We start from the raw sequence: 25,221 nt of genomic DNA on the forward strand, positions 1-25,221 counted from the left end.
TTCACTTTGGTCGGTAAAGCAGGGAGGGTATCGGCGCTGGCCCTCCTACCTCTACCGTGTGGTCCAAAGCGCTGCAGTTATTCTATGAATCCAGGGATGCCAGCCTTGCGACGCTTTTTTACATTTCCGCTACGCGGATTAACAACAAGGAAATATAAAGAAAAGACTTATTTTTTTACTCCTAATCGAAATAACGTCTCCAGAGAATCAAACAAAATAAGCTCTACCTAACAATAAGACGTGACGCAGCGACGGAAACTTGACGAAAACACTCGGCCATTTGACTTGCGGATATCGTCGCCAGGCGCCATCCTTTCGAGCGCCGTCGGCCAACGGCAAAACAGGCCTCACGCCCCGTCACTTTCTCGCGTAAGTACCGCGGTGACGGCGCTTGGGGAGCTTTTCTGTATATCCATACAGACTAGGCATCTCATACGTCATAGAGTATGGTTCTAAGGCCATTTTTTCGCGTTTCCTTTCTTAAACTGTCACGGCCTTAATTATCATGATGCGAATTCTTCATTCGCTACCCCGCACTCACAAGCTGCTGCTGTTACCCGTTGCTACCATGGTGACCGTGCTGGGAGCCCAGAAGGTGTTCACTACCTTCGAAGATGTTCAGCGTGATCGACAGACGCTCGATACCGTTCTCGTTCCCCTCGACGCCGACGCAAGCCCCGGCCTGCCCGCGCTCAGCACCAAGCAGGACGCGGTCAGCGGCGCCCTGGCCAAGGCCAACCGGGCGCTGGATGCGACCCGCGGCCACGTGCCGATCTCCGCATTGACGGCCTCGGAAGTGGTCGATATCGACTTCATCGACGCCGCCAGAGCCAACAGCGCCGAGTCGGCAGCGCTGACCGCCGCATCATCACCCGCTGATCAGGAGGCGGCCGAGGTTGCTCGCCTCGACGAGGGTGCCCAGCACATGGCCGTGGTCGTCGGCACCATCGCCGCCGGCATGCTCGAACTCGACGACGGCATGGTCGCCGATGCCACCTCCTACGAAGATGTCAGCGAAGACGAGCTCGCGCTGTTCGACGAGGGCCCGATCGTTCTCGACCAGGAGATCGTTGCCACCGAGCCCTTCGTCCCGCAGTGGCAGACCTATAGCGTGCAGAGCGGCGACACCTTCGCCATCATGGCCCAGGAGCATCTCGAGATGGGCTATAGCGAGGTCATGGCGCTGCTTGATTCCCTGCCCGAGCCTCGCCTGCTGACCCACTGGCGCGTCGGCGACCATTTCGAATACCAGCTGGACGAACAGGGCGACCTGCTCGCCCTGCGGATGATGAAGAACGCCCGCGACGGCTACCTGGTCGAACGCCAGGACGACGCCTTCGAGGTCGCCACCATCGAGCGCGCCGGCGAAGCCACGCAACGCCTCTTCGCCGGTACCATCAGCGGCAGCTTCGCGCGATCGGCCAAGGCCACCGGCCTGACCAGTGCCGAGGTCGCGGAACTCTCCAGCGTGCTGGAAAAGAAGCTCGACTTTCGCCGCGACACTCGTCGCGGCGACCGCTTCCAGGTGCTGGTGGAATCCGACATCATCGACGGCGAGAGCCTCGACCCTCGCGTCCTCGCGGTCGCCTACGAAGGCGCACGCATGAACCTCACCGTGGTGCGCAACCCCGACAATAATCGTTTCTATACGCCGGAAGGCGCGAGCCTCGACCCGGCCTTCAACCGCTACCCCTTCGAAGGGCGCTATCGGCTCAGTTCGCACTTCAATCCCAACCGCCATCACCCGGTCACCGGCCGCATCAGTCCCCACAAGGGCACCGACTTCGCCATGCCGATCGGGTCCAACGTGCTGGCACCGGCCGACGGCCGCGTCGAGAAGGTCGGCAACCACCCAGCGGCGGGGCGCTACATCGTGATCCGTCACGACAACGGCTACAAGACTCGCTACCTGCACCTCTCTCGCCCGATGGTCAGCAACGGTGAGCGCGTCACCATGGGCGAGCGCATCGCCCTCTCCGGCAACACCGGCCGCAGCACCGGCCCGCATCTGCACTATGAGGTCCTGGTCAACAACACCCAGGTGAATGCCATGAAGGTGCCGCTGCCGGATAATCAGAGCCTGCAGGGAGATCGCCTGGTGGCCTTCCAGCGTCAGGCGAAGCCGATGCTGGCGGCCCTGCAGAGCGGCCAGACCGGCAGCGTGGTGGCCAGCACCGAGCAGCCCGCCGCGGATGACGACGAAGGCTGATCCCGCCTTCGTCGCCGTAAAGCGCCCCGCCTCGAGCGGGGCGCCGTCGTTTCTGGCCCGACTCAGCCCAGGATCATCACCACGCAGGCCGCGGTCAGAAGCCCCATCAGCGCATTGAAGACCCGCCAGTGACGAGGCGTTCTCATCAGCCGACCGACGGCCACGCCAAAGCCGGCCCAAAGCGCGATCGACGGCAGGTTGGTCATGCCCATCACCGCTATCACCACCAGCGCCGAGGCCAGGAAGGCATCGCCGGAGAGCGTGAAGGAGGCGATCCCCGAGATCGCCATCACCCACGCCTTGGGGTTGGCGAACTGGAAGGCGGCGGCCTGCCAGAAGGTCAGCGGCCGCGCCTTTGCGTCGGCGCTCTCAGCATCCGGTGGCGGCGCAGTGGCGATCCGGTAGGCGAGCCACAGCAGGTAGGCGCTGCCGATGAGCTTGAGCCCCTGCTGTAACGGCGGCCACTGCTCGAACAGGGTGCCGAGCCCCAGCGCCACGGCGCCCATCAGCCCCATCACGCCGATCGAGATGCCGAGCATGTGCGGCAGGGTGCGCAGGAAGCCGAAGTTGGCGCCCGACGCGGTCAGCATCATGTTGTTGGGGCCGGGCGTGGCGGACATGCTGATCGCGAACAGCATCATCGGGCCCACCAGGGCGAGCAGCTCGGGAAGCGGGAGGGTCATGAGGGCTCCTTCGTATCGTCAATCGAGTCGGGGACGTCGCCAGCGACGACTATTGTAGGGGTACAATTCTGCGAATATTCCTGGCAAAAACGGAAATTGCGCGCACAATCTCAGTATGCGACGCCGTTTTCGCCGATCAAGGAATGCTTTGTCACCCCGACATTGTCCGCTGCCAAATTCGCCCGACCGCCCTGATTCTCACTGACAGGATTGCCCGTCAGCCGTTACCGTTATCCGTTGGAGAGTCGCCGCATGGACATCCAGGCCCAGGCCCGCGCTCGCTGCCAGTGGCTGCCCGACCTCGAGGGCACCGACACCCCGCGCTACCAAGCGCTGGTCGATCAGCTGGCCGCCGATATCGCCGCCGGCACCCTCGCTCCCGGCGAGCGCCTGCCGCCTCAGCGGCTGCTGGCCGATGCGCTCAAGGTGACCGTTGGCACCATCACCCGCGCCTATCGCGAGGCCGAGCGTCGCGGCCTGGTCGAGGCCCGAGTCGGCAGCGGCACCCGGGTACGTTCGGCCTCACCCGAGGCGCCGCGCTTTCACCACCTTTCCCACGCCGCCGAGGGCAGCATCGACCTGTCGCTCAGCGTGCCGATTCCCCACCCCTGGCGGGCAGAGCAGCTTACCGGCGTGCTGTCACGCCTGAGCCAGTCTGCCCAGGCCATCGAGGCCGCCCTGGCCTATCCGCCCGAGCAGGGCAGCCCGGCCAGCCGCGAGGCGCTGGCCGTCTGGCTGACCCGCCAGGGCCTGCCGCTATCGGCCGAGGAGCTGATCCTTACCGCCGGAGGGCAGCACGCCGACTTCCTGGCCCTGCAAGCGCTGGTACAGCCCGGCGAGGCGGTGGCCTCGGCGGCCCTCACCTATCCCGGCATGATCGCCACCACCCGCCAACTCGGCTTGAAGCACGTGGCGGTGCCGATGGATGACGAAGGCCTCCAGCCCGAGGCGCTGGAGCGCCTGTGCCAGCAGCAGCGCATCCGCCTGCTCTACCTGATGCCCGAGCACAACAATCCCACCGGCGCGCGAATGGGCGAGGCGCGACGCCACGCCATCGTCGAGGTGGCCAGGCGCCATGATCTGCTGCTGCTCGAAGACGGCGTGCAGTTCGTGACCGCCGCGACCCGCGGTACGCCCTTCTACCGGCTGGCGCCGGAGCGCGCGCTCTACATCTTCAGCGTCTCCAAGCTGCTCGCCGGTGGGCTGCGCCTGGGCGCCCTGCGGGCCCCCGCCAACCTGATGCCGCGCCTGACCGCCGCCCTGCGGGCCCAGTGCTGGGCGATGCCGGAGCTGATGACCCGCGCCGCCGCCGACTGGTTGACCAGCGCCAAGGCCACGACTCTGATCGAATGGCAGTGGCAGGAGGTGGCCGCTCGCCAGCGACTGCTCACCGAGCGTCTCAAAGGCCACGACATCGTCGCCCATCCCTGCGGCTTCCATGCCTGGCTGCGCCTGCCCGAGCCCTGGCGCGCGGTGGACGTGGTGGCCCGCGCCGCCGAACGAGGCGTCACCCTGCTCGGCGCCGACCCCTTCTGTGTGGGCAGCCAGCCCGCCCCCCAGGCGGTGCGCATCTGCGTGACGCCGCCCGCCGAGCGCGCCCGGCTCGACGAGGGCCTGACCCGGCTGGCCGCGCTGCTCGACGAGGAACCTCGGCGAATCTCACCGCTGGTCTGACCCCCTCTCCCCCTTCACTGCCAGGAGCCATGCGCTTGTCCTCACCTCACGCACACGCCCCCTCCTCGCCGCGCTCCAGCGGCATGCTCGCCGGCTTCGTCGGCGTCTTTCGCTACAGCCATCGCGCCCTGGCGCTGGTCTGGCAGACCTCTCGCCCGCTGACCCTGGGGCTCGCGCTGTGCACCCTGGTCGCCGGCGTGCTGCCGGCGGTGGCGGCCTGGATCGGCCAGCTGATCGTCGATGCCGTGGTCGCGGCGATGGCGGTGCATCGCGACACCGGTCGCGTCGAGTGGTGGGGAGTGCTGCGCTACGTGCTGGCAGAAGCCGGGGTGATTGCCACGATCGCCCTGGCCCAGCGCGGCCTCGCGGGCCAGCAATCGCTGCTGCGCGCCCTGCTCGGCCAGAAGGTCAACGTGATGATCCTCGAGAAGGCCGGCACCCTGTCACTTGGGCAGTTCGAGGACTCCGAGTTCTACGACAAGCTGACTCGCGCCCGCCGCGAGGCCTCGACGCGCCCGCTGGGCCTGGTCAACAAGACCTTCGGCCTGGCCCAGAACGCCATCTCGCTGGCCAGCTTCGGCGTGCTGCTGGTGCAGTTCTCGCCCTGGGCGATCCTGGTGCTGGTGATCGGCGCCCTGCCGGTGTTCGTCTCGGAGGCCAAGTTCTCGGGCGATGCCTTCCGGCTGTTCCGCTGGCGCTCGCCGCAGACGCGCATGCAGATGTACCTGGAGACGGTGCTGGCCCGCGAGGACAGCATCAAGGAGGTCAAGCTGTTCGGCCTGGAGCCGCTGCTGCTGGATCGCTACCGGACGATCTTCGACACCCTCTACGGCGAGGATCGTCGCCTGACCATCCGCCGCGAGACCTGGGGCTTCCTGCTCGGCCTGCTCGGCACCCTGGCCTTCTACGGCGCCTACGCCTGGGTGGTGGTGGAGACGGTGACCGGCACGCTGACCCTGGGTGAGATGACCATGTACCTGATGGTCTTCAAGCAGGGCCAGGCGGCGCTCTCGGCGAGCCTCACGGCGATCGGCGGCATGTACGAGGACAACCTCTACCTGTCGAACCTCTACGAGTATCTCGAGCAGCCGGTGCCGGCGGAGCGCGGTACGTTGACCGAGGGCGCGCAGCCGGGCGACGGCATCCGCTTCGAGGCGGTGAGCTTCACCTATCCGGGCAGCGCGACGCCGGCCCTTGCGGGGATCTCAATGCACCTGCGACCGGGACGTAGCCTCGCCCTGGTCGGGGCCAACGGCTCGGGCAAGACCACCCTGATCAAGCTGCTGACGCGCCTTTATGAGCCGACCGGCGGGCGCATCCTGCTCGACGGCAGCGACCTGCGCGACTGGGAGATCCAGACCCTGCGCCGGCGCATCGGGGTGATCTTCCAGGACTTCGTGCGCTACCAGATGAAAGTGGGCGAGAACCTGGGCGCCGGGGACGTCGAGGCCTTCACCGACGAGGCGCGCTGGCAGGAGGCAGCGCGACGCGGCCTGGCCGATGACTTCATCGCCGAGATGCCGAACGGCTACCACACCCAGCTGGGACGCTGGTTCAAGGGCGGCCAGGAGCTCTCCGGCGGCCAGTGGCAGAAGATCGCCCTGTCGCGGGCCTACATGCGCGAGGGCGCCGACATCCTGGTACTCGACGAGCCCACCGCGGCCATGGACGCCGCGGCGGAGGCCGCCGTCTACGCCGACTTTCGCGAGCACAGCCGCGACCGCATGACCATCCTGATCTCCCACCGTTTCTCGACGGTGCGGGCCGCCGACTGGATCCTGGTGATCGATAATGGCGAGATCCTCGAGCAGGGCGACCATGCAAGCCTGATGGCCGCCAACGGTCGCTACGCGAGGCTGTTTCGCCTGCAGGCGAAGGGCTACGAGTGAACGCCGACGCAGGGTGAGCAACAGGCAAGCACCTCTGATGAAGCGCTAGCGGGTCGGAGACGCGTCAAGGGCCTCCAGCAGTGCGGCATCGCGCTGGTAGACATCGGGGCGGAAGACCAGCCGGCCCTCTTCATCCGGATGCACCGTCCAGTAGTGCAGGATGACCGGCACGGGGCGCTCGAGATGGACGTTGCGGGTCCTCCCGGCGGCGACCAGCGTGGACACCTCGGCCTCGGTGCCGGTGTCGTCGAAGAGATGCTGGGCGAGCTCGAGCACGCCCTGCACGCGGATGCAGCCCGAGCTGAACGCGCGCTGTTCCCGGGCGAAGAGCGCCTGCGCCGGGGTATCGTGCAGGTAGACCAGGTGATCGTTGGGGAAGCGCAGCACCACGCGCCCCAGGGCGTTCCGGGGACCGGCGCGCTGGCGCAGGATGACGTTGCCGGGCCGCCACCAGTCGACGTCTCTCGGGTCGAGGCGTCGCCCGGACGGGCTCAGCACCATCAGATCCTGCTGCCACAGGTAGCCGAGGTTGCGGCGCACCCTGGGCAGCACGTCTTCGCGCAGGATGGTCGGCGGCACCGTCCAGGTGGGATTGATCGTCAGGTGGCTGATGCTTGATCGCAGCGAAGGGGTGCGACGATAGGGCCGCCCCACCACGATGCGAGAGCGCCAGACGTCGCCATCGGGGCGGAAGTAGCGGATTCGGTAGCCGGCGATATCCACCAGCACGAAGGAGTCCGGCAGGCCATGGAGCAGCCAGCGAGCACGCTCCAGGTTGACGCGGATCTGATCGATGCGGGTGACCACGGGAACGTTGAGGGCTGCTCGCGTCCGGGGCCCGACGATGCCGTCCACCTCCAGCAGGTGACGCTGCTGGAAGCGCTCCACGGCCGCCATCAGACGCTCGTCGTAGCGGCGCGGTTCGGTCGCTTGCGGCTCCACCCCGGCGGAGACACCCGCCGCCATCACCTCCAGCTCGCCCAGAATGGCCAGGCGCTCTCGCAGCAGCAGCACATCGTCGTGGAGCTCCCCCGGGCGCAGCGACTGCGACCGGGGCGGCATCATCGGCCAGCCCCCCTGCCGCGCGATGTGACGATAGCGCGCGAGACTCGCCCGCAGGCGCTCGTAAGAGGCTGCAGAGGGACGCGCCGAGGCGAAGGCCTGCTCGAAGCGACGGGCGTCCACCGCCTGTGATATCGCCGCGAGATCGAGCGGGGGTGCCTCGATGGGCACCTCCCAGCCCGGATCGATGCGATAGGGATCCACCTTGCCGCGCTGCAGGTGACGCAGCGCCGTCAGCAGGGTTTGACTGGTCTGAACATCGAAGCGTGCCCGTGCCGCCGGGGAGCTTTGCTCGGCGAGCGCCTGGCGATGAGCGGCCACCAGGGTATCCGGGCGGTAGTCCTGCGGCGTCAGGCCATCGGCGTCCAGGGTGCGCAGGGCGTTGGCGAGGGCCGCCACGGTGGCGGTCTCCTGCCAGGCAGGCCGTCCATCGCGCGCCGCGTAGAACGCCCGCAGGGCCACCTCCTGCTCACCTAGGCGCTCATCCAAGCGCTCACCCAGGCGCTCGGCGAGGAGATCTCCCGGGGTGGGCACCCCCTCCTCGGCCAGCGCCGAGGAGGCGGACGCCAGCAGCATCGCCGCCGCGAGAACGATCGGCTTCCATCCGGTTGCCCAGAACATGGCGACCTCCTCGAGGTTGATGTCGGTGGCTGGTTCTTTATGATGCTCATCATCATCATAGTGTTGGATCTCGAGCCGCAGGGAAGCCGCTTATCCGTTCGCGTGATCGCCCCTTCGTTCCGGAACGGACGTCGAGCCGGCAGCGCAACCCACCCCACAGGTTTCCCGAATGTCCATGAATTCCCCGAGCCGATGGCTGCCCGGCGCGGCCCTCTGCAGCGCCCTGCTGCTTGGCGCCCTGCCCTCCCTGGCCAGCGACGACTTCCTGACGCAGGCCGACACGCCCAACACCCTGGACTCCCCATCCCTCGACCAGACCCTGTTACGGCTGGCCCCCGGCGCCGATGCCCGGGTAATGCAACTCGCGGCGCGGGCACTCGCCTGCGCCGACCCGGACGCCGAGCGACTGGCAGTGATCGACTTCTCGCTGCCCTCCACCGAGCCTCGCCTCTGGGTCTTCGACCTGCAAAAACAGCAGTTGTTGTTCAAGGAGCTGGTCTCTCATGGCCAGGGGTCGGGCAATGCCGTGGCGCAGAGCTTCTCGAACGTTCCCGAGAGTCACCAGTCAAGCATCGGGCTGTTTCGCACCATGAACAGCTACCGGGGCAGCAACGGCTACTCCCTGCGCCTCGAAGGGCTGGAGCCCGGGGTCAACGACCTGGCCTATGAGCGAGCCATCGTCATCCACGGTGCCGACTACGTCAGCGAGGACTTCATCCAGCAAACTGGCCGTCTCGGCCGCAGCCACGGCTGTCCGGCGGTTCGCCAGGAAGTGGCGATCCCGCTGATCGACAGCATCAAGGACAATCAGTATCTCTTTACCTACTACCCGGATCCCGAGTGGCTGGCGAGCTCGAACTTCTTCCGCTGCGACCGTGACGAGGGGCCACTGGCCATGAACTGAGGAACTGCCTGCCGTCGGCGATCATCGGGGCGAGCGTCCCGCGCGCCGATATTGCGCAGACGACGATGACTGCGCCATTCTGCAACCTGGCATCTCAATGGCACAGGAGAAGACGATGAAAGATCGGGTATTACTGATTACCGGGGCCTCGAGCGGCATCGGCGCCGCTACGGCCCGCGCCGCCGCGCGTGAGAACTACAAGCTGGTGCTGGCGGCCCGCTCCCGGGAGAAGTTGAACGCCCTGGCCGAGGAGCTGGGTCAGGAAAACGTCCTCGCCGTCGGCTGTGACGTCACCTCCATGGACGACCAGCAGGCCATGGTCGAGCAGGCGCTGGAGCGTTTCGGCCGTATCGATGCGGTGTTCGCCAACGCGGGGCGCGGCGGCTCACCCGGAGGTTTCAGCGGCGCCGATCACGACGCCTGGCGCGACATGATCCTGACCAACGTCTATGGAGTGGGCCTGACCCTGCAGGCGACCCTGCCAGCGTTGCGTCACAGTCGCGGTCAGGTGCTACTCACGGGATCGGCCGCCGGCCGGGCCACCATCCCCGGCTCCATGTACAGCGCCACCAAGTGGGCGGTCACCGGCATCGGCTACAACCTGCGTGAAGAGTTGCGCGGCAGCGGCATCCGGGTGACGCTGATTGAGCCCGGCATGGTGGACACGCCCTTCTTCGACGAACCTCCGGAACACGCCATGGAAGATCGCGATATCGCCAACGCGGTGATCTACGCGCTCAACCAGCCACCCCATGTGGACGTCAACGAGATTCTGATTCGTCCCACTCCTCCCGTGGAATAAGCGCTCTATGTCGTCACCGCCGCAGACGCCATCGCGACCTGACGGCATTTGGTGCCCCCCGCCTTATGATGAGCCATCCCAAGCGGGGGGAAGGGAAGAACTCCGCCTGCCGATTCCTCCCGACGTACCGGTCGAGTCAGGATTAATCGGCAACAGCGCTATAGAAAAATAACTAAAGAAAGAATTGATATAAAAAACAGGATTAAAATAGTGATGAACCAGCCTGATGATCGCTACTCATCATCACCCATGATCGCTTTTACATCCTCACTACCCAACTCACATTTCCCTGCAACCTCGTGTACCAATTTAATACCCCATCTTAACCTCACCCTCTACACCCACACCGCCAACAAGATTTCAATCACTTGAATTAAAAGGATTTTTTATTTCCTTACCAAGGATTGCACCAATTCGAGGTTGAGCACCTCGACGTAACATGACTTTACAGTAAAGTGAAATCCACCAACACTAACATGGTCGATATTGGAAGAGTCACCTCTGCATGAGTAACGGCTTTATCGCCACACGATTTCAATAGCGGGTTGGAAAAACCACGCTTACACAGACACGAATAATAGATCGTTCAAGCAGCATCACCCTTGAACAGTCGTACCGACCCTTGATCACCATCCACAATGATTACCAGTAACCTTAAGGAAGACTGATGATGGAATCATCAAGGCAGATCATGGCTATCGGTAATCACTCGGCCTTGCGGAACACCGTAGAGGCACTGTCACGATATGACTGGTCAATCTTTCATCCCGGAACTCTCGAAGAAGCCCGAGCGATCTTGAGCGAAAAAGCCTGCAGGGTTGGACTTGTTTTTCTCGATGAAGCTCCTTCATCAATACCGCTGTATATGGAAAAAATGCCTGATCTATACTGGATATCGATCATCGAGAATGTCGAGCTGCTGAGTGACGAAACCCGAGATCTGATATACAGGTGCTGCTTCGCTTATCATTCCGGCTCACTAGACGCTCAACACATCAACACGCTCATCGAGAGTGCACTGAGCATGGCCAAGCTGAGCGACCTATGCGAAAAAAACAGAAAGCGTTGTCAAAATAAAGCCTTATGCATGGTTGGCGATACGCCTGTCATGCAGCACCTCTACCGGACCATTCGCAAGGTCGCTTCCGTTGATGCTCCCGTATTGATTACCGGAAAATCCGGAACGGGAAAGGAGCTGACTGCAAGAGCCATTCATGAGCTGTCGTCTCGCCGCCAAGGACCGTTCAATGCAATCAACTGCGGGGCGTTGCCGGCGGGCCTCATCCAGTCGGAGCTTTTCGGCCATGAGAAAGGCGCCTTCACTGGTGCCAATCAGCGACAAATCGGCATTATAGAAAACTCATCTAACGGCACCCTTTTTCTAGATGAAATTGGTGACCTTCCCCTGGAAATGCAGGTCAATCTCCTGAGGTTTTTGGAAAGATTAACTGTATTTCGCGTCGGCGGACAAAAGGAGATCCCCGTCGATGTCAGAGTCCTGGCGGCCACCCATGTCGATCTCGAAAAAGCTATCGAGAAGGGAGAGTTCCGGGAGGACCTCTTTCACCGCCTCAATGTCCTGCAAGTGCGGACACCCGCCCTGAAAGAGCATCCTGAGGATATCGAACCGCTGGCCAACTTCTTCTTCCAGCGATTTTCATCAGACAAACCCGCCATGTTGCGTGGATTCAGCCAAGAGAGCCTGGTGGTCATGCAGCAGTACCACTGGCCTGGAAACATACGAGAAATGGTGAACAGAGTGAGGCGCTCCATGATCATGTGCGAGCATCGCCTGATCAGCCCCGGCGACCTGGGATTGGAACGGCGAAATGGCCATTCCCGAGACACCGACTCCCTGCAGCAGGCTCGCGACTCGGCAGAATGCGAGGCGATCAGGGCCGCGCTGGCACGCAACAAGTACAAGATACTGCACGCGGCGCGCGAACTCGGTATCGCACGGGTCACCCTGTATAGACTGCTCGAGAAGCACGGTATCGACAGGAACGGCGTCCAGGATGAGGCCGCGGCAGACTTTCCGTCGACATCCGAGACCATTCAACTAACCTGAAAGTGAGCCTGTGTCAGCGCTTACCGGAGCTTGACGGCTCGCCCCTGGGGTGGGGGCGAAGTAACTGGGATCATTACTGCACGCCTCTAAGTGCTTAAGGTGCGGCGCAAAAAGTGGCGCGTGATAAGCAACAAGAAAAGGAACGAAGCCATGAGCTCAGCAACCACGACCATCCGCTATGCCGCGGGTATCCTCACAGTGCTAGGCTGCATGCCAGCGCTCGCACAAGAGGCGGGGCGTAATTCTCAGATCCAACCGGTGGGTCAAGCGCCCGAATCGCAGGAAGAGCGACCGCAGATTCAGTCCATCGCCGAATACGGCGGGGTACTCACCCCTAAGGGCCGTCTCATTCTGGAACCCGAGTTCCAATACTCCCACGAAAGCATCAACCGCATGACCTTCGAGGGGGTCAGCGTGCTGAGCACGCTGCTGATCGGGGTGTTCACGGCTCAGGACGTCGATCGCGACAACTACACCGCCTCCCTGACCGGTCGTCTTGGCTTCACCGATCGCCTGGAGCTCGAGATGAAGGTGCCCTACGTCTATCGGGATGAGAACGAGAGGGTCAATGTCCCCATCGAGAATAACCAGGACGATGTCTTCAGCCTCGATCGCGAACTCTCCGGCGATAGCCTGGGCGATATTGAGCTGGCGGCCCACTATCAGCTGAACCGCGGCCAGAACGGTATGCCCTTCTTCATCGGCAACCTGCGCTACAAGACCACCACTGGCAATGGCCCCTTCGACATCGATCGCGACAGTTCAGGCAACCCGTTGGAGCTCTCGACCGGCACGGGATTCCACTCAATCGAGCCCAGCATTACGGTGCTTCTGCCCTCAGCCCCGGCGGTCTACTTCGCCAACCTGGGCTATGTCTTTCACCTCGAAGACAGTGTCGATCAGAGACTAAGCATTGATGATGAGAATATACTTGTTGGCGACGTCGATCCGGGCGATGCCGTACGCCTCAGCTTCGGCATGGCGTATGCGATCAATCCGCGCACCTCCTTTACCCTGGGCTACAAGAACGACTTCATCGGCAAGACCAAGACCGAATACGTCAATACGGTCAATGGAAGCACCACTCAGGTTGAGTCACAAACGTTGAACGTCGGCTCCCTGCTGCTAGGCTGGAATTACTCTCTTAGCCAGGATGTTAATATCAATCTGGGTCTCGAGCTCGGCATTACCGAGGACGCCCCTGACACCACCTTGACCCTGCGTATGCCCATCGGCATGAACGTCTTCTAAACTGACACGCACGGAGAGACGTCAACGCAGGGTAAGAAAAGCAGTAGATTCAACAGCAATGAGGCTCCCCGTAAAGGCAGCCTCATTGTGATCACTCTGTGGCTCGATAAAAGAACGATGGGAAAGTCAGGCGGTGTCAGCGCAGTATGCCAGAGAAGGAATCCAAGATCGCTGCCCGCTTCCTGGCGGCATCCAGGGCGCCCATGTTATTGAGCCGAACGTTGATATCGATTCGCTGCTGGATGCTCCTGCTCGATGCATTGCTCACCACGCCGCTGATGATGGCATCCCGGGTGATATTGTGCAGGGCGGTGGTAAAGCCCTTGGCATCGTTCAGGGCAATACCCGAAAAGTCGGCTAGGCCCGTCAAGTTCACCCCACCGGGAGTCACGTCGGCCACCGAAACCGCACCGTTACCCACGGGGATAGCCGCACCAGCAGGATCACTGAAAGACTGCGAGACAATATTGGTGCCCGCCCGGGTAAAGTTGATAACGGAGATCATCTCGACGCGGTTATCGATCAGCGTCTGGAGACGGGCGCCGAAGTCCACATCAATCCCACCAAGGTTGAAGCCGGCACGCATCTGGCCCATTTCCTCAGCCGCGATCACAGTGCCGCGATAGAAACCGTCATGGGCTCCACGAGACAGCGATACCTCGGTATAGAGCCTCTCCGCGTCATGGACCATGACGGGTACGTGACGCTGATGGGAGCCAGCCGCAAGGTCCGACGCTGACATTTCAGAAGAAGAAGCCGTTTCAGAAGAAGTCGTTGCCGCCTGAGAGGCAGCCGCCAGGAGCAGAGCAGCCGCACAGGCCAACCCGAGCCGGCTCGCCGTCGCTCCCCTACAACACAGAGAGTTCATCGTGTTATCTCCTCGTTACCGCCCCAGTTCGTTGTAGGCGGGTAGGGTCAGCAAGCTGGCCCCGACGCTCGAGCGATTTACGCCCCTGTCGAGCGGGGAGTCAGGGCGCACGGCCCAGTCCTGATCATGGTTGAAATGCTGGCGAGCCACCTCGATCTCATCCCGGGCACCCAGTACTGTCCCGTTCCATAAGTTCTCGAAGTGCTCTCGAGGCACTACCAGGGTACCGGCGGCAGGGTCCCCCACCAGGATATTGTCGGCATCGATACCCTTGACGACGACGAAATGCTTGTAGCCACCGGTGTTCACCATGGTGATGGCCGGAACGCCGATGCGAATGAAATCATCCAGCGAGATTCGAAAGCCGTCAGCATTGAGTCCACGGCCATCCAGGTAGCCTTTCATGTCCAACATGGAAAAACCATGGCGCTGGATCTTTTCAGCATCCCCGGCACGAATCATGGTCTCGAAGACCTCGGCCTCGGTCGTGTCACGCTGATAGTGGTAGGTCAATAAGGTAGCCACAGCGGCCGAACCGCAGCTGAAGTCGTACTCTTGTCTGATCACCCTGTCCCAGCCCTTTTCCTGGAGACTCTTGGCCTCTACCTGAAAGTTGCCGAACCGATTGGTAATGGTGACCTGGCCGGCGATGACTTCCATGCTACCCGCGATGAGTAGCAGTGATGCCATGCCACAGCAAAGGCTCCGGTGCACGTTCATGGCGAATCATCTCTTGGTAGGCACGTTGTGTGACCGACGTTCATCGCGTTAGTCAGCGATGAACACACTGATACCCACCGCGTTGTTGATGGAGTTACCGTTGCCGGTCACGGCGCTGAAGATACCGGTGCCGCTATAGCTGCCCAGCGCTTCCGGCGAGAAGGTGATGTTGCCCGACACCATGTTTCCCCCGATATCGAAGGACGTGTCGTTCACCGATGCCTTCATCTTCTGGACGCTCTTCACCGTGTTGATATTGACGACTGTCTGCCCTTCCCGGGCCCTGGACTGATCCATCTCCGCAAGATCCAGCTGCTCCACGGCTGAGAAGCCTTCCGTCATATACTTATCGCCGTCACCGCCGATCACGGCGACTTCATGGTAAAAAGTAGTGTTCGTGTCCGCCTGACCATTCGACGCACCTATCGCCAGCAGCGCCGAAAGGAGAAAGGAGACCGTCGCCGTGTGGCGATGACGCCCCATACCGGCATATGGACTAACTCTGTTGCTCTTCATGGCGTGAACTCCCGAACTCCGATCCACAGGGACGTTTCATCAAGGAGCCAGTGGAGTTTTCTCCACCGGCTCCCGATTCTTGCGTCGTATCCGCGCGTCACGCGCTCCGGATCAGTTGCCGATGCTCACGTTGCTGTGAGCCGCCACGCTGGTGCCGGACAGCTGGGAGTTGTAGAGGCCGGTGGACACGTTCATGTTGTTGATGCCACCGAACACTCCACCACCTACGGACACATTGGCCGCGCCGGTGCGCAGGATGGCCGCACCGCCGTTGCCGCCGTTGCCGCCGGCACCGCCACCACCCGCATATGCGTAGGCATCACCAGTGGCAGCACTGCCGCCACCGCCGCCGCCACCGTAGCCGTCGCCGCCAGCGCCGGCCACCGCGCTGGCCCAGCCGGTACCGCTGCCGTTCCCGCCTGCACCGGAACCAGTGCCGGTACCGCTACCGCTACCGTTGCCGGTACCGCTGCCGCTACCTCCAGTGCCGGCCGTCGCTCCAGAAGAGGCCCCGGCTGAGGAGCCGGCAGACTGGGTACCACCCGCACCGCCGGGAGCGAGAAAGCCGCCCGCGCCACCATCACCGCTCTGGTCGTTGTCGGCATTAGAGGCGGAGAGCGCGCCGCTACCGGCATCGGCACTACCACCTGCACCGAAGCCGGTACCGGTACCAGTCCCAGTACCAGTACCGGTACCAGTACCGGCACCCCCGGTCCCGGCGCCAAGGCCAATCGCGCCAGCATCGCCGCCGCGAGCGCCGTTGCCGTTGCCTCCATTACCGCCTACGCCCAGGCCGACGTTGAGAGAGAGGGCTCCGCCACCTGCGCCACCGGCCGCACCGACAGCACCGGCACCACCATTGATGTTGATGCGAGCTCCGGTGACGGTGGAGGTCATATCCTGACGAGAGATAACACTGGTGGAGGTATTGTAGGACTCGCTCATCGCCCAGGCGTCTCCGCCACGGCCGGTGGAGCCTCCCATGCCACCAGCACCTGAGCCATTGGCATAGCCACCTGAACCTGCGCCGCCGTTACCACCGGCCCCGCCGGATCCGCCGCCACCCAGCAGTCCGCCGTCATTGTCGTCTCCGCCATCGGCACTGCCGCCGGTACCAGCACCACCAGCGCCCAAGCCAAGCCCTGCTCCGCCAACAGCACTACCACTAGCACCTCCAACCGCGGTAGCAGTAGAGTTCACGTCCTGATCGGCTCCATCGGAGAAGGTCGCGGTCGGGTTGGCGTGCGCCGTAGAAATGGCCATGACGATGGCCAGCAGAGGTGTTCCCGCGAGTACAAGATGCTTTTTCATGATCATGTCTCCATTTGTTGTGTCTGCTGCAGCCTGCGAACTCGCGCCATCGTCCACGACTTGAAACACAGGACCCTTGAATGACGCTTCCCGCTCGCAGTCGTGAATACTTGGGCAGGAAACGTGCCAACGGCATCTCGACTCGGATGTAAGCAACTGTAAGAGTAAGAAATTTATAAATCTCGGAGGTTTCCGGAACGATGATCCGTTTCGACGACCCATTTGTAGCCGAACCGTGAGTGCCCCATATCCTGAACACGGAGCCGGAATAGCTGCACAGATGTACATTTATTCTCTTTTAGAACAATTAATTAACGACATGCTGCTCAGTGATTCGAGAACGTTACAGTCCAGGAGATGCGTATCGACTCGACGGTCAACCGGCAAGGCGGCCCCGCTCGCGGAGAGGGAAGATGCCGATTGAGTGATTGGCTGATTAGCGGCTGCCGCTCTCCACCCTTATGCTGACTTGACCACAGGCAGTCGCGTGCCGGTTCGCCGGCCGAGGGAGCGGACATGAGCGAGAGAAAGCGCATCGATCTGGCCCTGCAGGGAGGCGGTGCTCACGGCGCCTTCACCTGGGGGGTCATGGACCGCCTGCTCGAGGATGAGCGCATCGAGATCGAGGGCATCAGCGGCACCAGTGCCGGGGCCATGAACGGCGTGGTGATGGCTGACGCCCTGACCCGCGGTGGCGAGGAGACCGCGCGCCAGGCGCTGCGCGACTTCTGGCGCGCGGTGAGCCGGGCGGGCATGACCAGCCCCGTTCGCCGGACCCCGCTGGACGTGATGACCGGCAACTGGAGCCTCGACCACTCCCCGGGATACATCGCCCTGGACCTGATGAGCCGACTGGTCTCGCCCTACCACTTCAACCCCTTCAACCTCAATCCGCTGCGCGACATCGTCGCCGAGCGCGTCGATTTCGACCGGGTGCGCGCCTGCGAGACCCTCAAGCTCTTCGTCACCGCCACCAACGTGAGAAGTGGTAAGCAGCGGATCTTTTCCCGGGAGGAGATGAGTCTCGATGCGGTGATGGCCTCGGCCTGCCTGCCCACTGTATTTCAGGCCGTGGAGATCGACGGTGAGGCCTACTGGGACGGCGGCTACATGGGCAATCCCTCGCTCTCGCCCCTGCTGCACGACTGCACGGCGGGCGACATCCTGATGGTGCAGATCACTCCCATGCATCGTCAGGAGCTGCCCACCAGCGCCGCAGACATCCTCAATCGGCTCAACGAGATCACCTTCAATGCCGCCCTGATCAAGGAGGTGCGCATGATCGCGATGCTGCAGAAGCTGCTCGGCGAGCACGACATCAACATCGGCTGCTATCGCGATGCCCGGCTTCACCACCTCAGCGGCGACGAGCCGCTCTCGCATCTCTCGGTGTCCAGCAAGCTCAACGCCGAGTGGGCCTTCCTGTCCCATCTGCACGACCTGGGACGCGCGACCACCGAGGCCTGGCTGGCCGATCACTTCGCGGCGCTGGGCCAGCACTCCACGCTGGATATGGAGCGCATCTTCCAGGAGGTCGAAGCCACTCGCTGAGCCAGCGTTGATCGTCCATCATGATATTGCATTGCAGCATCGGTGAACGGCGTCCATGCTCGAACCATGCCGACACCGATGAGTCAGTAGTAAAGGGGTCAGTACTAGAAGCTCAGTACTTGAAGCTCAGTACTGCGCCAGCCCACCATCATCAGGCCACGGATCAAAGGGCCACCAGGAGGTGACACGACAGACAACGAGCGGGACGACAGCGCTTGCGCCCTTGTCACCTGCCTGACATCGCGCGCCGGCAGTGTCGACACCATGACACAGGAGAACTGCGCCGATGGTACGCATCGACAAGAAGGCCAAACGGCTCTACGTGCTGGACACCAACGTCCTGATCCACGACCCCGCCGCCCTCTATCAGTTCGACGAGCACGAGGTCGTCATTCCCATGACCGTGCTCGAGGAGCTCGACAAGCACAAGAACGGCATCCGCGAGATCGCCCGCACCGCCCGCCAAGTCAGCCGCACCCTCTCGGACCTCACCGCCAACGTCGATATCGACCAGATTCGCGACGGCATTCCCATCCCGCGACTCGTCGGTCCCGAGGGTCGCCTGCGCCTGCTCTGCTACAACGACCTGAAACCGCTGGACCCGCTCGAGGAGAGCCCCGACAACCGCCTGCTGGCCGAGACCTGCCGCCTGCGCGATGAGCGCCCGGACGCCTCGGTGATCCTGGTCACCAAGGACATCAACCTGCGGGTCAAGGCGGCAGCCCTGGAGGTGCCGGTCGAGGACTACCTCACCGATCGCGCCTTCGACGACAGCGACGCCATGATCGACGGCGCGCGAATCTATCCCGATGCCGGCCACGACGGCAGCGGGCTGTGGGACAGCCTCGAGGTAGATGTGAAGGTCGAGCGCCAGGATAAGCGCGTCGTCTATCGTCTCGCCGGCGACATGCCGCGCGAATGGCACCTGGGGATGCTGGTGTCCGACAGTGACGAGGGCGCCAGCTTCGAGGCCATCGTGCGCGAGGCGGGACCGAAGCATGCCCACCTGGAACTGCTGACCAATTATCGCCATGGCGCCAGCGTCTGGGGCGTCCACGCCCACGACAGCCGGCAGAACTTCACCCTCAACCTGCTGATGGACGAGGAGATCGACCTGGTCACCATCGCCGGCAGTGCCGGTACCGGCAAGACCTTCATGACGCTGGCCGCCGCCTTCCAGCAGACTCTGGACAGCAAGCGTTTCGAGCGTATCGTCTTCACCCGGGCGCCGATCTCCATGAGCGAGGATATCGGCTTTCTGCCCGGCACCGAGGAGGAGAAGATGTCGCCCTGGATGGGCGCCTTTCATGACAACATGGACAACCTGCTGCGCGACGAGCACGACGGCAGCAGCACCTGGAACCAGGAGGCCACTCGCCAACTGCTGGCCTCACGGGTGCAGATCCGCGCGCCCGGCTTCATGCGCGGACGCACGCTCAACGACACCTTCCTGATCATCGACGAGGCCCAGAACTTCACGCCCAAGCAGCTCAAGTCGCTGATCACTCGGGCCGGACGCAATACCAAGATCGTCTGCCTGGGCAACGTCGGTCAGATCGACACCCCCTACCTCACCGCCAATACCTGCGGCATGGCGGCGGTGGTCCAGAACTTCCGCGACTGGCCCCACGCCGGCCACGTCACCCTCAAGAGCGTCGAGCGCTCGCGCCTGGCGCTGGCCGGCGAGGAGCTGCTCTAAAGGGGGGGGGGGGCTTAAAGGCACAGCCTTGAAAGGAACCATCTAAATGTCAAAGGGCCGGTGCCTCACGGCCCGGCCCTTGCTGACAGTCCGCCTCGCCACGAGCCGCCCTGCACTGGCCCGTCAGGCGCCGCGGTTGACCGCCTTTTCGATCAGGGCCTCGCTCTCGCTGCCGGCCCCCCTTCTCAGTACAGACTGCGCCTCGTGCCACAGGCAGACGAAACGATGGCAGGAGGAGCAGTGCACCTGATCATCGGGATTCTTGACGCTGGAGACGCGCATCAGATGGCTGCCGCAACTCGGGCAGGCGACAGGCAGGCGAAAGTCTTCCGATAGGGACATGGCATGGCTCCTCGTGTTGTCGTGTAGAGGGTACCTATCCTGCCGATCTCTGCGGCGTTTCTCCAGCCATTCACCGTTCGATCAACGAGTGAGCCCATCGGGCTCGGGATAGCCCGGCGCCGGAACGAGACGGTTGCGGCCTTCGTGCTTGGCACGGTAGAGCGCCTCGTCGGCCCGCGAGAGCGCAAGCTCGAGGCTCCCCTGCGGAGGCATCACCGCCAGGCCCAGGCTGACCGTTACGCCCAGCATCTCGCCCTGCACGTCGAGTCTGATCTCCTCCACCGCCGCGCGCAGGCGCTCCAGCACTATTCGCGCCTCCACAGGTGAGGTGTCCACCAGCATGACGGCAAACTCCTCGCCGCCGATGCGCGCGAAGAGATCGTAGGGACGCAGGCAGTCACGACTGGTCGCGGCGAACGCCTTCAGCGCCAGATCGCCAGCGGCATGGCCATAGGTATCGTTGAGGCGTTTGAAGTGATCGATATCGAGCATGGCAATCGGTACCGCTCGCCCGTGACGTGCAGCCAGGGCCCGCACGGCCTCGCCGTAGTCGAAGAAGGCGCGACGATTGAGCACCCCGGTGAGCATGTCGGTACTGATCAATTTCTTGACGCGCTGCTCTTCTCTCTTGCGCGTCGAAATATCCAGCAGCACGCCATCCCAAAGGGTATCGCCGTCGTGATACCGACGTGGCGAGGCCCTCCATTCTATCCAGCAGGCATCATCGCCGAGCGCCAGGCGACATTCCAGTACCAGGGGAGTCAGACTGACGGCCGACTGCGCCAGGGCGGTGTCCAACCGCTGACGATCATCGTCCTCTATCCTCGCCAGCAGCGTCTCGGCATCGTTCATCACGCTGTGCGGCGCGAGGCCCGCCAGCGCCTGAAGCCCAGCACTGAGGTAGCGAAACTCGAGATTGCCCCGCGCCGACTGGCAAAGCTGGAAGACCACGTCGGGGAGGCGGTCGAGCGTCCCCTGCAGGGATTCGAGCCGGGCATGATCACGCAGGGCGCCCTGATACAGGTCGGTGATGTCGTGCAGCGTCACCAGCACGCGCAGCGACTCGCCCGGCCGCGTCTCCAGCGGCTGGAAGACGCCCTGCTGATGAAGGATCTGCCCGTCGGCCCGGCGACACTGCAGCACCCCTCGCCAGATCGACCGACGCGCCAGGCTGGACGCCAGGGCCCGGCCGATGTCGCCGTGCAGTGGATCGACGTCCAGGCAGGTGACACGGCGACCGAGCATTGTATGGGCAGGATGACCACTGTAGCGCGCAAAGCCGGGGTTGACGCTCAGGATGACCCCGTCGGCATCGACGAGCATCGCCACGCCCGCGAACCCCGCCAGCAGCGATGAGGCCAGCGATGCCTGCTGGCTCCGGGACGAGACCCAGTGCCGCCAGTTATCCTTGATGAGTGCCATGCCCACCGTCCCGGGCTTCCCCGCGTCGATCATGAAGGATCTCTTGCCCTCCTACACTTCACACCCTAGCCCAGGATGGTCGCGGGCACATGCCCGATGCCAGGCGAGCAACAGGACCGCGGGTCCCTGGCGGGAGGGTATGACGCCGGCCAGCCAGTCACCCCGCCGACGCACCGACACCAGCCGAACCGAGGCCTCAGGCGGCGAGCCAGAGCCCCAGGTTGAGCAGCGCGAGGCTCAAAAGCAGCAGCGCGACATTGAGGCCCAGTAGCGGTAGCAGGGCCGCGACCTCGCCCTCCTCCACCTCGGGAGGCAGCCGCCACAGCCCCACGACGAGCCGCAGGGCCACGGGCGCGGCCAGCCACATCAGCCAGGTCTCGGCGGGCAGCCAACCCGCCGCCCAGGCCAGCGGGACCGACACGAAGGCCCCAAGCACCAGCACTGCCACCAGGCGCGCCGCCCGCCGTGCGCCCAGCGTGATGGCCAGGTGATGGCGCCCCACCCGGCGGTCGGGTTCGATATCCGGCAGCTGATTGGCCAGCAGCAGGGCGCTGACCATCAGGGTCGGTACCGCTGAGACGGCCAGCGCCGTGACAGAGAAGCCGCCGGTGAGCGCATGGTTCGCCCCGACCACCATCAGCGTGCCGAAGCCCATCCCCGGCGCCACCAGGCAGAGCCAGGGGCGGCGGGTCAGCCAGCCGGTATAGGCCACCACCAGCACCATGCCGAGCAGACCGTAGAACAGTAGCGCGGGGCCGGCACGCCACAGACACCAGCCGCCGACGATCAAGACCCCGCCCAGGCAGGCAAGCGCGGCACGATGCACCGCCCGGGCCGCCTCGGGCTGCGCGGGCAGCGCGCCACTACCGCCGGAGAAAGGCGTGCGCCGGGTGGTGGCATCCAGGCCGCTCACGAAGTCGTGATGCTCGTTGAACAGGTTCACCGCGGCGTGGGCCAGCAGCGCGGCGAGCAGCACCAGCAGGATCGCGACGCCCTCCAGCGCCCAGCCGTCGAGCCAGGCGCTGGTCACCGCAAGCCCCGCGCAGAGCGGCGCCAGCACCAGGAAGTTGGGACGCGCGCATCGCCAGATGACGCGCAGATCGCTCGTCGAGGCGGCGGGGGCCGTCACGCGGGCGTCATGGCCGGGCACGGCCACCCGCTCAGCGCGCCAGCCGCTCGGCCAGCCAGCGGCCGATGTCGCTGATCTGCTGTGGGCAGAGCGCATGGGCCATGGGGTAGCGGCGGTAGTGCGCCGGATACCCGAGCGTCAGCACGCGGTCGTACCCGGCCCTGCCCAGCGACTCGGGCACCACCGGATCGAAGCTGCCGTGATGGACCTCGATGGGCAGCTCACGGTTGGCCTCGCTGAGCGTGACGCTGTCGGCCGTGGCGAAGTAAGTGGAGAGCGCCAGCAGGCCGCCCAGCGGCGCCTCGAAGGAGAGCGCCGCCTGATAGGCCACCGCGCCCCCCTGGGAGAAGCCCGCCAGGATGATCCGGCGGCTGTCGATGCCGTGCTCGATCTGCTCACGCACCATGGCCTGGATACGCTCCGCGGAGACCAGCAGCTGGGCCTCGTCGATCTGACGATCGAGGCTCATCTCCTTGATGTCGTACCAGGCCGGCATGGTCATGCCGCCGTTGACGGTCACCGGGAGGCGAGGCGCGTGGGGCAGGATGAAGCGCACCGCGGCATCGTCGGGCAGGGGAAGCGCCGGCACCAGCGGCTCGAAGTCACGGCCGTCGGCGCCCAGGCCGTGCAGAATGATGACGCAGGCATCGGCCGGCTGGCCGTTTCTCGGCTCGATGATCAGTTCGCCGGGATGGTTCATTAAGTCGCCTCCAGGGCCGTAAATCGGGTCGGTCGAAGGACGACACCCTACCGCAAACGCCGCCCGGCGGCGAGCGCGCTCAGAAGGGCCAGAACAGCGGTATCAGGGTCAGGGCTACCAGGGCGATGAGCAGGTTCAAGGGGCCGCCGAGGCGCAGGAAGTCACCGAGGCGATAGCCCCCGGGCCCGTGCACCATCAGGTTGGTCTGGTAGCCGATCGGCGTCAGGAAGCTCGCCGAGGCGGCGAACATCACCGCCACCACGAAGGGCATCGGACTCACACCGAGGCTCTCGGCAGCCGCCATGACCACCGGGAAGGTGATCACCACGGCCGCGTTGTTGGTGACCAGCTCCGTGAGCAGGGCCACCAGCAGGTAGCTCCCCACCAACAGCAGCCAGGGATTGCCGTCGGCCAGCTCAAGCGCCAGGCCGGCCAGCGTGGCCGCGGCGCCCGAACTCTCCAGGGCCGCCCCGAGGCCGAAGGAGGCGGCGATGGTCAGCAGCACCTGGGTGTCGAGCCCGCGTCGCGCCGCGCCGACCGTGCAGCAGCCGGTGGCCAGCGCCAGCAGCGCCCCGAGCATGGCGGCCTTCATCATGCTCATCACCCCGAGGGTGGCCAGCGCCACGACCCCCGCCAGGATGGCCCAGGCCAACCAGGCCTTCTCGTGGACCGGGCGCGCGGCGCCGTTGACCTTGCTGATCAGCAGGAAGTCCCGAGACTGGCGATGCCGCTCGATGAAGGGTGGGCGCGCCTCCAGCAGCAGCACGTCCGCGGGCTGCAGGCGGATCTGGCCGAGATTGCCGGCGACCCGCTCGCCACCGCGACAGACCGCCAGCACCGCGGCGCCATAGAGGGTGCGGAAGTGGCCATCGCGAATGCGTCGGCCGATGAACTGGCACTGGCCGGAGACCACCGCCTCCACCAGGCGGCGCTCCTTGAAGTCCTTCTCGAGGCTCGATTCACCCTGGCGGGTCGGCACGAGCCCGCGAATCTGCTGCAGCTCCACGGCCCCCTCACTGGTCCCGGCGAACACCAGTCGATCGCCGCCCTTGAGGTGCTCGCCGGGCCCCACCACGCTGACGACGTTACCGTCACGCTCGATCTCGACCAGAAACAGCGCCTGCAGGTGGCGCAGGCCGGCCTCCTCGACGGTGCGATCCACCAATGGGCCATCGGGCGCCACCTCCATCTCGATGGTGAACTCGCGAGGATTCTCGAAGGCCGACTCGGCCCCCCGCCGCGCCGGCAGCAGGCGCGGCCCCAGCAGCAGCAGATAGAGCAGCCCCACCAGGGCCACCGGCACGCCGACCCAGGCGATGTCGAAGAGGCCCATGGCCAGGGAGGGATCGCGATCGACCAGCAGGCCGTGGACGACCAGGTTGGTGCTGGTGCCGAACAGGGTGATGGTGCCGCCGAGGATCGAGGCGAAGCTGAGCGGCATCAGCAGGCGCAGCAGCGCCCTGCCCTCGCGTCGGGGACGCCCCAGCACGTGGCGGATGATCAGGTCGATGCCGCCGGTCTCACGAATGCTGGTCACCAGCACGTACATGAAGGCCACGGTAAACAGGCCCGTGCTCGAGAAGCCCGCCAGCGCCTGGGCCGGCTCGATCACGCCGAGGGTGAGCAGCAGGATCACCGCGCCGAGCAGCACGATATCGGGACCGACGCGCGAGAAGGCCATCAGCGGGAAGACGGCGATGACGGTGGCAAGGGAAAGCCAGGCATCCAGCGGCATGAGGGGGGACCGGTCGCGACAGAACGAATCCCATTGTGAACGCCGCCAATTATTCTAAAAAGTTA

Annotated in this window: 20 protein-coding genes; 9 read left to right on the plus strand and 11 right to left on the minus strand. The window is 64.2% G+C overall.

The window, feature by feature from the left end; translation table 11 throughout:
* The first annotated feature begins 505 nt into the window (after positions 1-505).
* Positions 506-2,209: a peptidoglycan DD-metalloendopeptidase family protein gene (locus BM388_RS09165; protein WP_089849360.1), complete on the plus strand. Its 1,704-nt coding sequence runs from the start codon at positions 506-508 to the stop codon at positions 2,207-2,209.
* 62 nt (positions 2,210-2,271) lie between these two features.
* Here the strand turns inward: BM388_RS09165 and BM388_RS09170 are convergent, their stop codons facing one another.
* Positions 2,272-2,892: a LysE family translocator gene (locus BM388_RS09170; RefSeq protein WP_089849362.1), complete on the minus strand. Its 621-nt coding sequence runs from the start codon at positions 2,890-2,892 to the stop codon at positions 2,272-2,274.
* A 252-nt stretch (positions 2,893-3,144) separates the two neighbouring features.
* Between BM388_RS09170 and BM388_RS09175 the strand changes: the two genes are divergently transcribed.
* The gene (locus tag BM388_RS09175; protein ID WP_089849364.1) at positions 3,145-4,566 is read left to right on the plus strand and encodes an aminotransferase-like domain-containing protein; all 1,422 of its coding nucleotides are present in this window, start codon (positions 3,145-3,147) and stop codon (positions 4,564-4,566) included.
* Positions 4,567-4,649: 83 nt separating this feature from the next.
* Positions 4,650-6,455 (plus strand): ABC transporter ATP-binding protein, encoded by a 1,806-nt coding sequence (locus tag BM388_RS09180; protein WP_245781514.1) that lies wholly within the window; start codon positions 4,650-4,652, stop codon positions 6,453-6,455.
* A gap of 45 nt (positions 6,456-6,500) precedes the next feature.
* On the opposite strand, the gene BM388_RS09185 is transcribed toward BM388_RS09180, so the two are convergent.
* A complete protein-coding gene (locus BM388_RS09185; RefSeq protein WP_245781509.1) occupies positions 6,501-8,138 on the minus strand; it encodes a L,D-transpeptidase family protein in 1,638 nt (545 codons plus the stop codon).
* Positions 8,139-8,307: 169 nt separating this feature from the next.
* On the opposite strand from BM388_RS09185, the gene BM388_RS09190 reads away from it, so the two are divergent.
* The 4 genes from BM388_RS09190 to BM388_RS09205 all read left to right on the plus strand — a co-directional run bounded on the left by BM388_RS09190 (position 8,308) and on the right by BM388_RS09205 (position 13,163).
* On the plus strand, positions 8,308-9,042 hold the full coding sequence (locus BM388_RS09190; RefSeq protein WP_089849368.1) for a murein L,D-transpeptidase catalytic domain family protein: 735 nt from the start codon (positions 8,308-8,310) through the stop codon (positions 9,040-9,042).
* 115 nt (positions 9,043-9,157) lie between these two features.
* Positions 9,158-9,844, plus strand: coding sequence for an SDR family oxidoreductase (locus BM388_RS09195; RefSeq protein ID WP_089849370.1), 687 nt, complete (start codon positions 9,158-9,160; stop codon positions 9,842-9,844).
* A gap of 667 nt (positions 9,845-10,511) precedes the next feature.
* The gene (locus tag BM388_RS09200; RefSeq protein ID WP_089849372.1) at positions 10,512-11,912 is read left to right on the plus strand and encodes a sigma-54 dependent transcriptional regulator; all 1,401 of its coding nucleotides are present in this window, start codon (positions 10,512-10,514) and stop codon (positions 11,910-11,912) included.
* 150 nt (positions 11,913-12,062) lie between these two features.
* Positions 12,063-13,163, plus strand: coding sequence for a transporter (locus tag BM388_RS09205; protein WP_139233914.1), 1,101 nt, complete (start codon positions 12,063-12,065; stop codon positions 13,161-13,163).
* Between the two features lie 136 nt (positions 13,164-13,299).
* Here the strand turns inward: BM388_RS09205 and BM388_RS09210 are convergent, their stop codons facing one another.
* The 4 genes from BM388_RS09210 to BM388_RS17565 form a co-directional block, all read right to left on the minus strand.
* Positions 13,300-14,031, minus strand: coding sequence for a hypothetical protein (locus BM388_RS09210; RefSeq protein ID WP_139233915.1), 732 nt, complete (start codon positions 14,029-14,031; stop codon positions 13,300-13,302).
* Positions 14,032-14,046: 15 nt separating this feature from the next.
* On the minus strand, positions 14,047-14,721 hold the full coding sequence (locus BM388_RS09215; protein WP_089849524.1) for a C39 family peptidase: 675 nt from the start codon (positions 14,719-14,721) through the stop codon (positions 14,047-14,049).
* 78 nt (positions 14,722-14,799) lie between these two features.
* A complete protein-coding gene (locus BM388_RS09220) occupies positions 14,800-15,267 on the minus strand; it encodes a hypothetical protein (protein WP_089849378.1) in 468 nt (155 codons plus the stop codon).
* Between the two features lie 111 nt (positions 15,268-15,378).
* Entirely contained in the window at positions 15,379-16,578 is a 1,200-nt protein-coding gene (locus BM388_RS17565) for a hypothetical protein (protein WP_139233916.1), read from the minus strand.
* A gap of 516 nt (positions 16,579-17,094) precedes the next feature.
* On the opposite strand from BM388_RS17565, the gene BM388_RS09235 reads away from it, so the two are divergent.
* Both BM388_RS09235 and BM388_RS09240 read left to right on the plus strand, forming a co-directional pair.
* On the plus strand, positions 17,095-18,129 hold the full coding sequence (locus BM388_RS09235) for a patatin-like phospholipase family protein (RefSeq protein ID WP_089849384.1): 1,035 nt from the start codon (positions 17,095-17,097) through the stop codon (positions 18,127-18,129).
* A gap of 286 nt (positions 18,130-18,415) precedes the next feature.
* Complete coding sequence (locus BM388_RS09240) at positions 18,416-19,828, plus strand: PhoH family protein (RefSeq protein WP_089849386.1); 1,413 nt, start codon at positions 18,416-18,418, stop codon at positions 19,826-19,828.
* 123 nt (positions 19,829-19,951) lie between these two features.
* On the opposite strand, the gene BM388_RS09245 is transcribed toward BM388_RS09240, so the two are convergent.
* From BM388_RS09245 to BM388_RS09265, 5 genes are all read right to left on the minus strand, one after another.
* Positions 19,952-20,170: a hypothetical protein gene (locus BM388_RS09245; RefSeq protein WP_089849388.1), complete on the minus strand. Its 219-nt coding sequence runs from the start codon at positions 20,168-20,170 to the stop codon at positions 19,952-19,954.
* A gap of 81 nt (positions 20,171-20,251) precedes the next feature.
* Positions 20,252-21,592 (minus strand): sensor domain-containing diguanylate cyclase, encoded by a 1,341-nt coding sequence (locus tag BM388_RS09250; protein ID WP_175535065.1) that lies wholly within the window; start codon positions 21,590-21,592, stop codon positions 20,252-20,254.
* Positions 21,593-21,788: 196 nt separating this feature from the next.
* Entirely contained in the window at positions 21,789-22,721 is a 933-nt protein-coding gene (locus tag BM388_RS09255; protein WP_245781510.1) for a prenyltransferase, read from the minus strand.
* A 31-nt stretch (positions 22,722-22,752) separates the two neighbouring features.
* Positions 22,753-23,421: an alpha/beta hydrolase gene (locus BM388_RS09260; protein WP_089849394.1), complete on the minus strand. Its 669-nt coding sequence runs from the start codon at positions 23,419-23,421 to the stop codon at positions 22,753-22,755.
* A gap of 79 nt (positions 23,422-23,500) precedes the next feature.
* Entirely contained in the window at positions 23,501-25,156 is a 1,656-nt protein-coding gene (locus tag BM388_RS09265; protein WP_089849396.1) for an SLC13 family permease, read from the minus strand.
* Between the last annotated feature and the right edge of the window lie 65 nt (positions 25,157-25,221).

This window comes from Halomonas saccharevitans (genome assembly GCF_900116405.1).
Lineage (GTDB): Bacteria > Pseudomonadota > Gammaproteobacteria > Pseudomonadales > Halomonadaceae > Halomonas > Halomonas saccharevitans.

Coding starts and splice junctions, on each gene's coding strand:
- BM388_RS09165 (WP_089849360.1), top strand. CDS start 506: ATGATGCGAATTCTTCATTCGCTACCCCGCACTCACAAGCTGCTGCTG.
- BM388_RS09170 (WP_089849362.1), bottom strand. CDS start 2,892: ATGACCCTCCCGCTTCCCGAGCTGCTCGCCCTGGTGGGCCCGATGATG.
- BM388_RS09175 (WP_089849364.1), top strand. CDS start 3,145: ATGGACATCCAGGCCCAGGCCCGCGCTCGCTGCCAGTGGCTGCCCGAC.
- BM388_RS09180 (WP_245781514.1), top strand. CDS start 4,650: ATGCTCGCCGGCTTCGTCGGCGTCTTTCGCTACAGCCATCGCGCCCTG.
- BM388_RS09185 (WP_245781509.1), bottom strand. CDS start 8,138: ATGTTCTGGGCAACCGGATGGAAGCCGATCGTTCTCGCGGCGGCGATG.
- BM388_RS09190 (WP_089849368.1), top strand. CDS start 8,308: ATGTCCATGAATTCCCCGAGCCGATGGCTGCCCGGCGCGGCCCTCTGC.
- BM388_RS09195 (WP_089849370.1), top strand. CDS start 9,158: ATGAAAGATCGGGTATTACTGATTACCGGGGCCTCGAGCGGCATCGGC.
- BM388_RS09200 (WP_089849372.1), top strand. CDS start 10,512: ATGATGGAATCATCAAGGCAGATCATGGCTATCGGTAATCACTCGGCC.
- BM388_RS09205 (WP_139233914.1), top strand. CDS start 12,063: ATGAGCTCAGCAACCACGACCATCCGCTATGCCGCGGGTATCCTCACA.
- BM388_RS09210 (WP_139233915.1), bottom strand. CDS start 14,031: ATGAACTCTCTGTGTTGTAGGGGAGCGACGGCGAGCCGGCTCGGGTTG.
- BM388_RS09215 (WP_089849524.1), bottom strand. CDS start 14,721: ATGGCATCACTGCTACTCATCGCGGGTAGCATGGAAGTCATCGCCGGC.
- BM388_RS09220 (WP_089849378.1), bottom strand. CDS start 15,267: ATGAAGAGCAACAGAGTTAGTCCATATGCCGGTATGGGGCGTCATCGC.
- BM388_RS17565 (WP_139233916.1), bottom strand. CDS start 16,578: ATGAAAAAGCATCTTGTACTCGCGGGAACACCTCTGCTGGCCATCGTC.
- BM388_RS09235 (WP_089849384.1), top strand. CDS start 17,095: ATGAGCGAGAGAAAGCGCATCGATCTGGCCCTGCAGGGAGGCGGTGCT.
- BM388_RS09240 (WP_089849386.1), top strand. CDS start 18,416: ATGGTACGCATCGACAAGAAGGCCAAACGGCTCTACGTGCTGGACACC.
- BM388_RS09245 (WP_089849388.1), bottom strand. CDS start 20,170: ATGTCCCTATCGGAAGACTTTCGCCTGCCTGTCGCCTGCCCGAGTTGC.
- BM388_RS09250 (WP_175535065.1), bottom strand. CDS start 21,592: ATGGCACTCATCAAGGATAACTGGCGGCACTGGGTCTCGTCCCGGAGC.
- BM388_RS09260 (WP_089849394.1), bottom strand. CDS start 23,421: ATGAACCATCCCGGCGAACTGATCATCGAGCCGAGAAACGGCCAGCCG.
- BM388_RS09265 (WP_089849396.1), bottom strand. CDS start 25,156: ATGCCGCTGGATGCCTGGCTTTCCCTTGCCACCGTCATCGCCGTCTTC.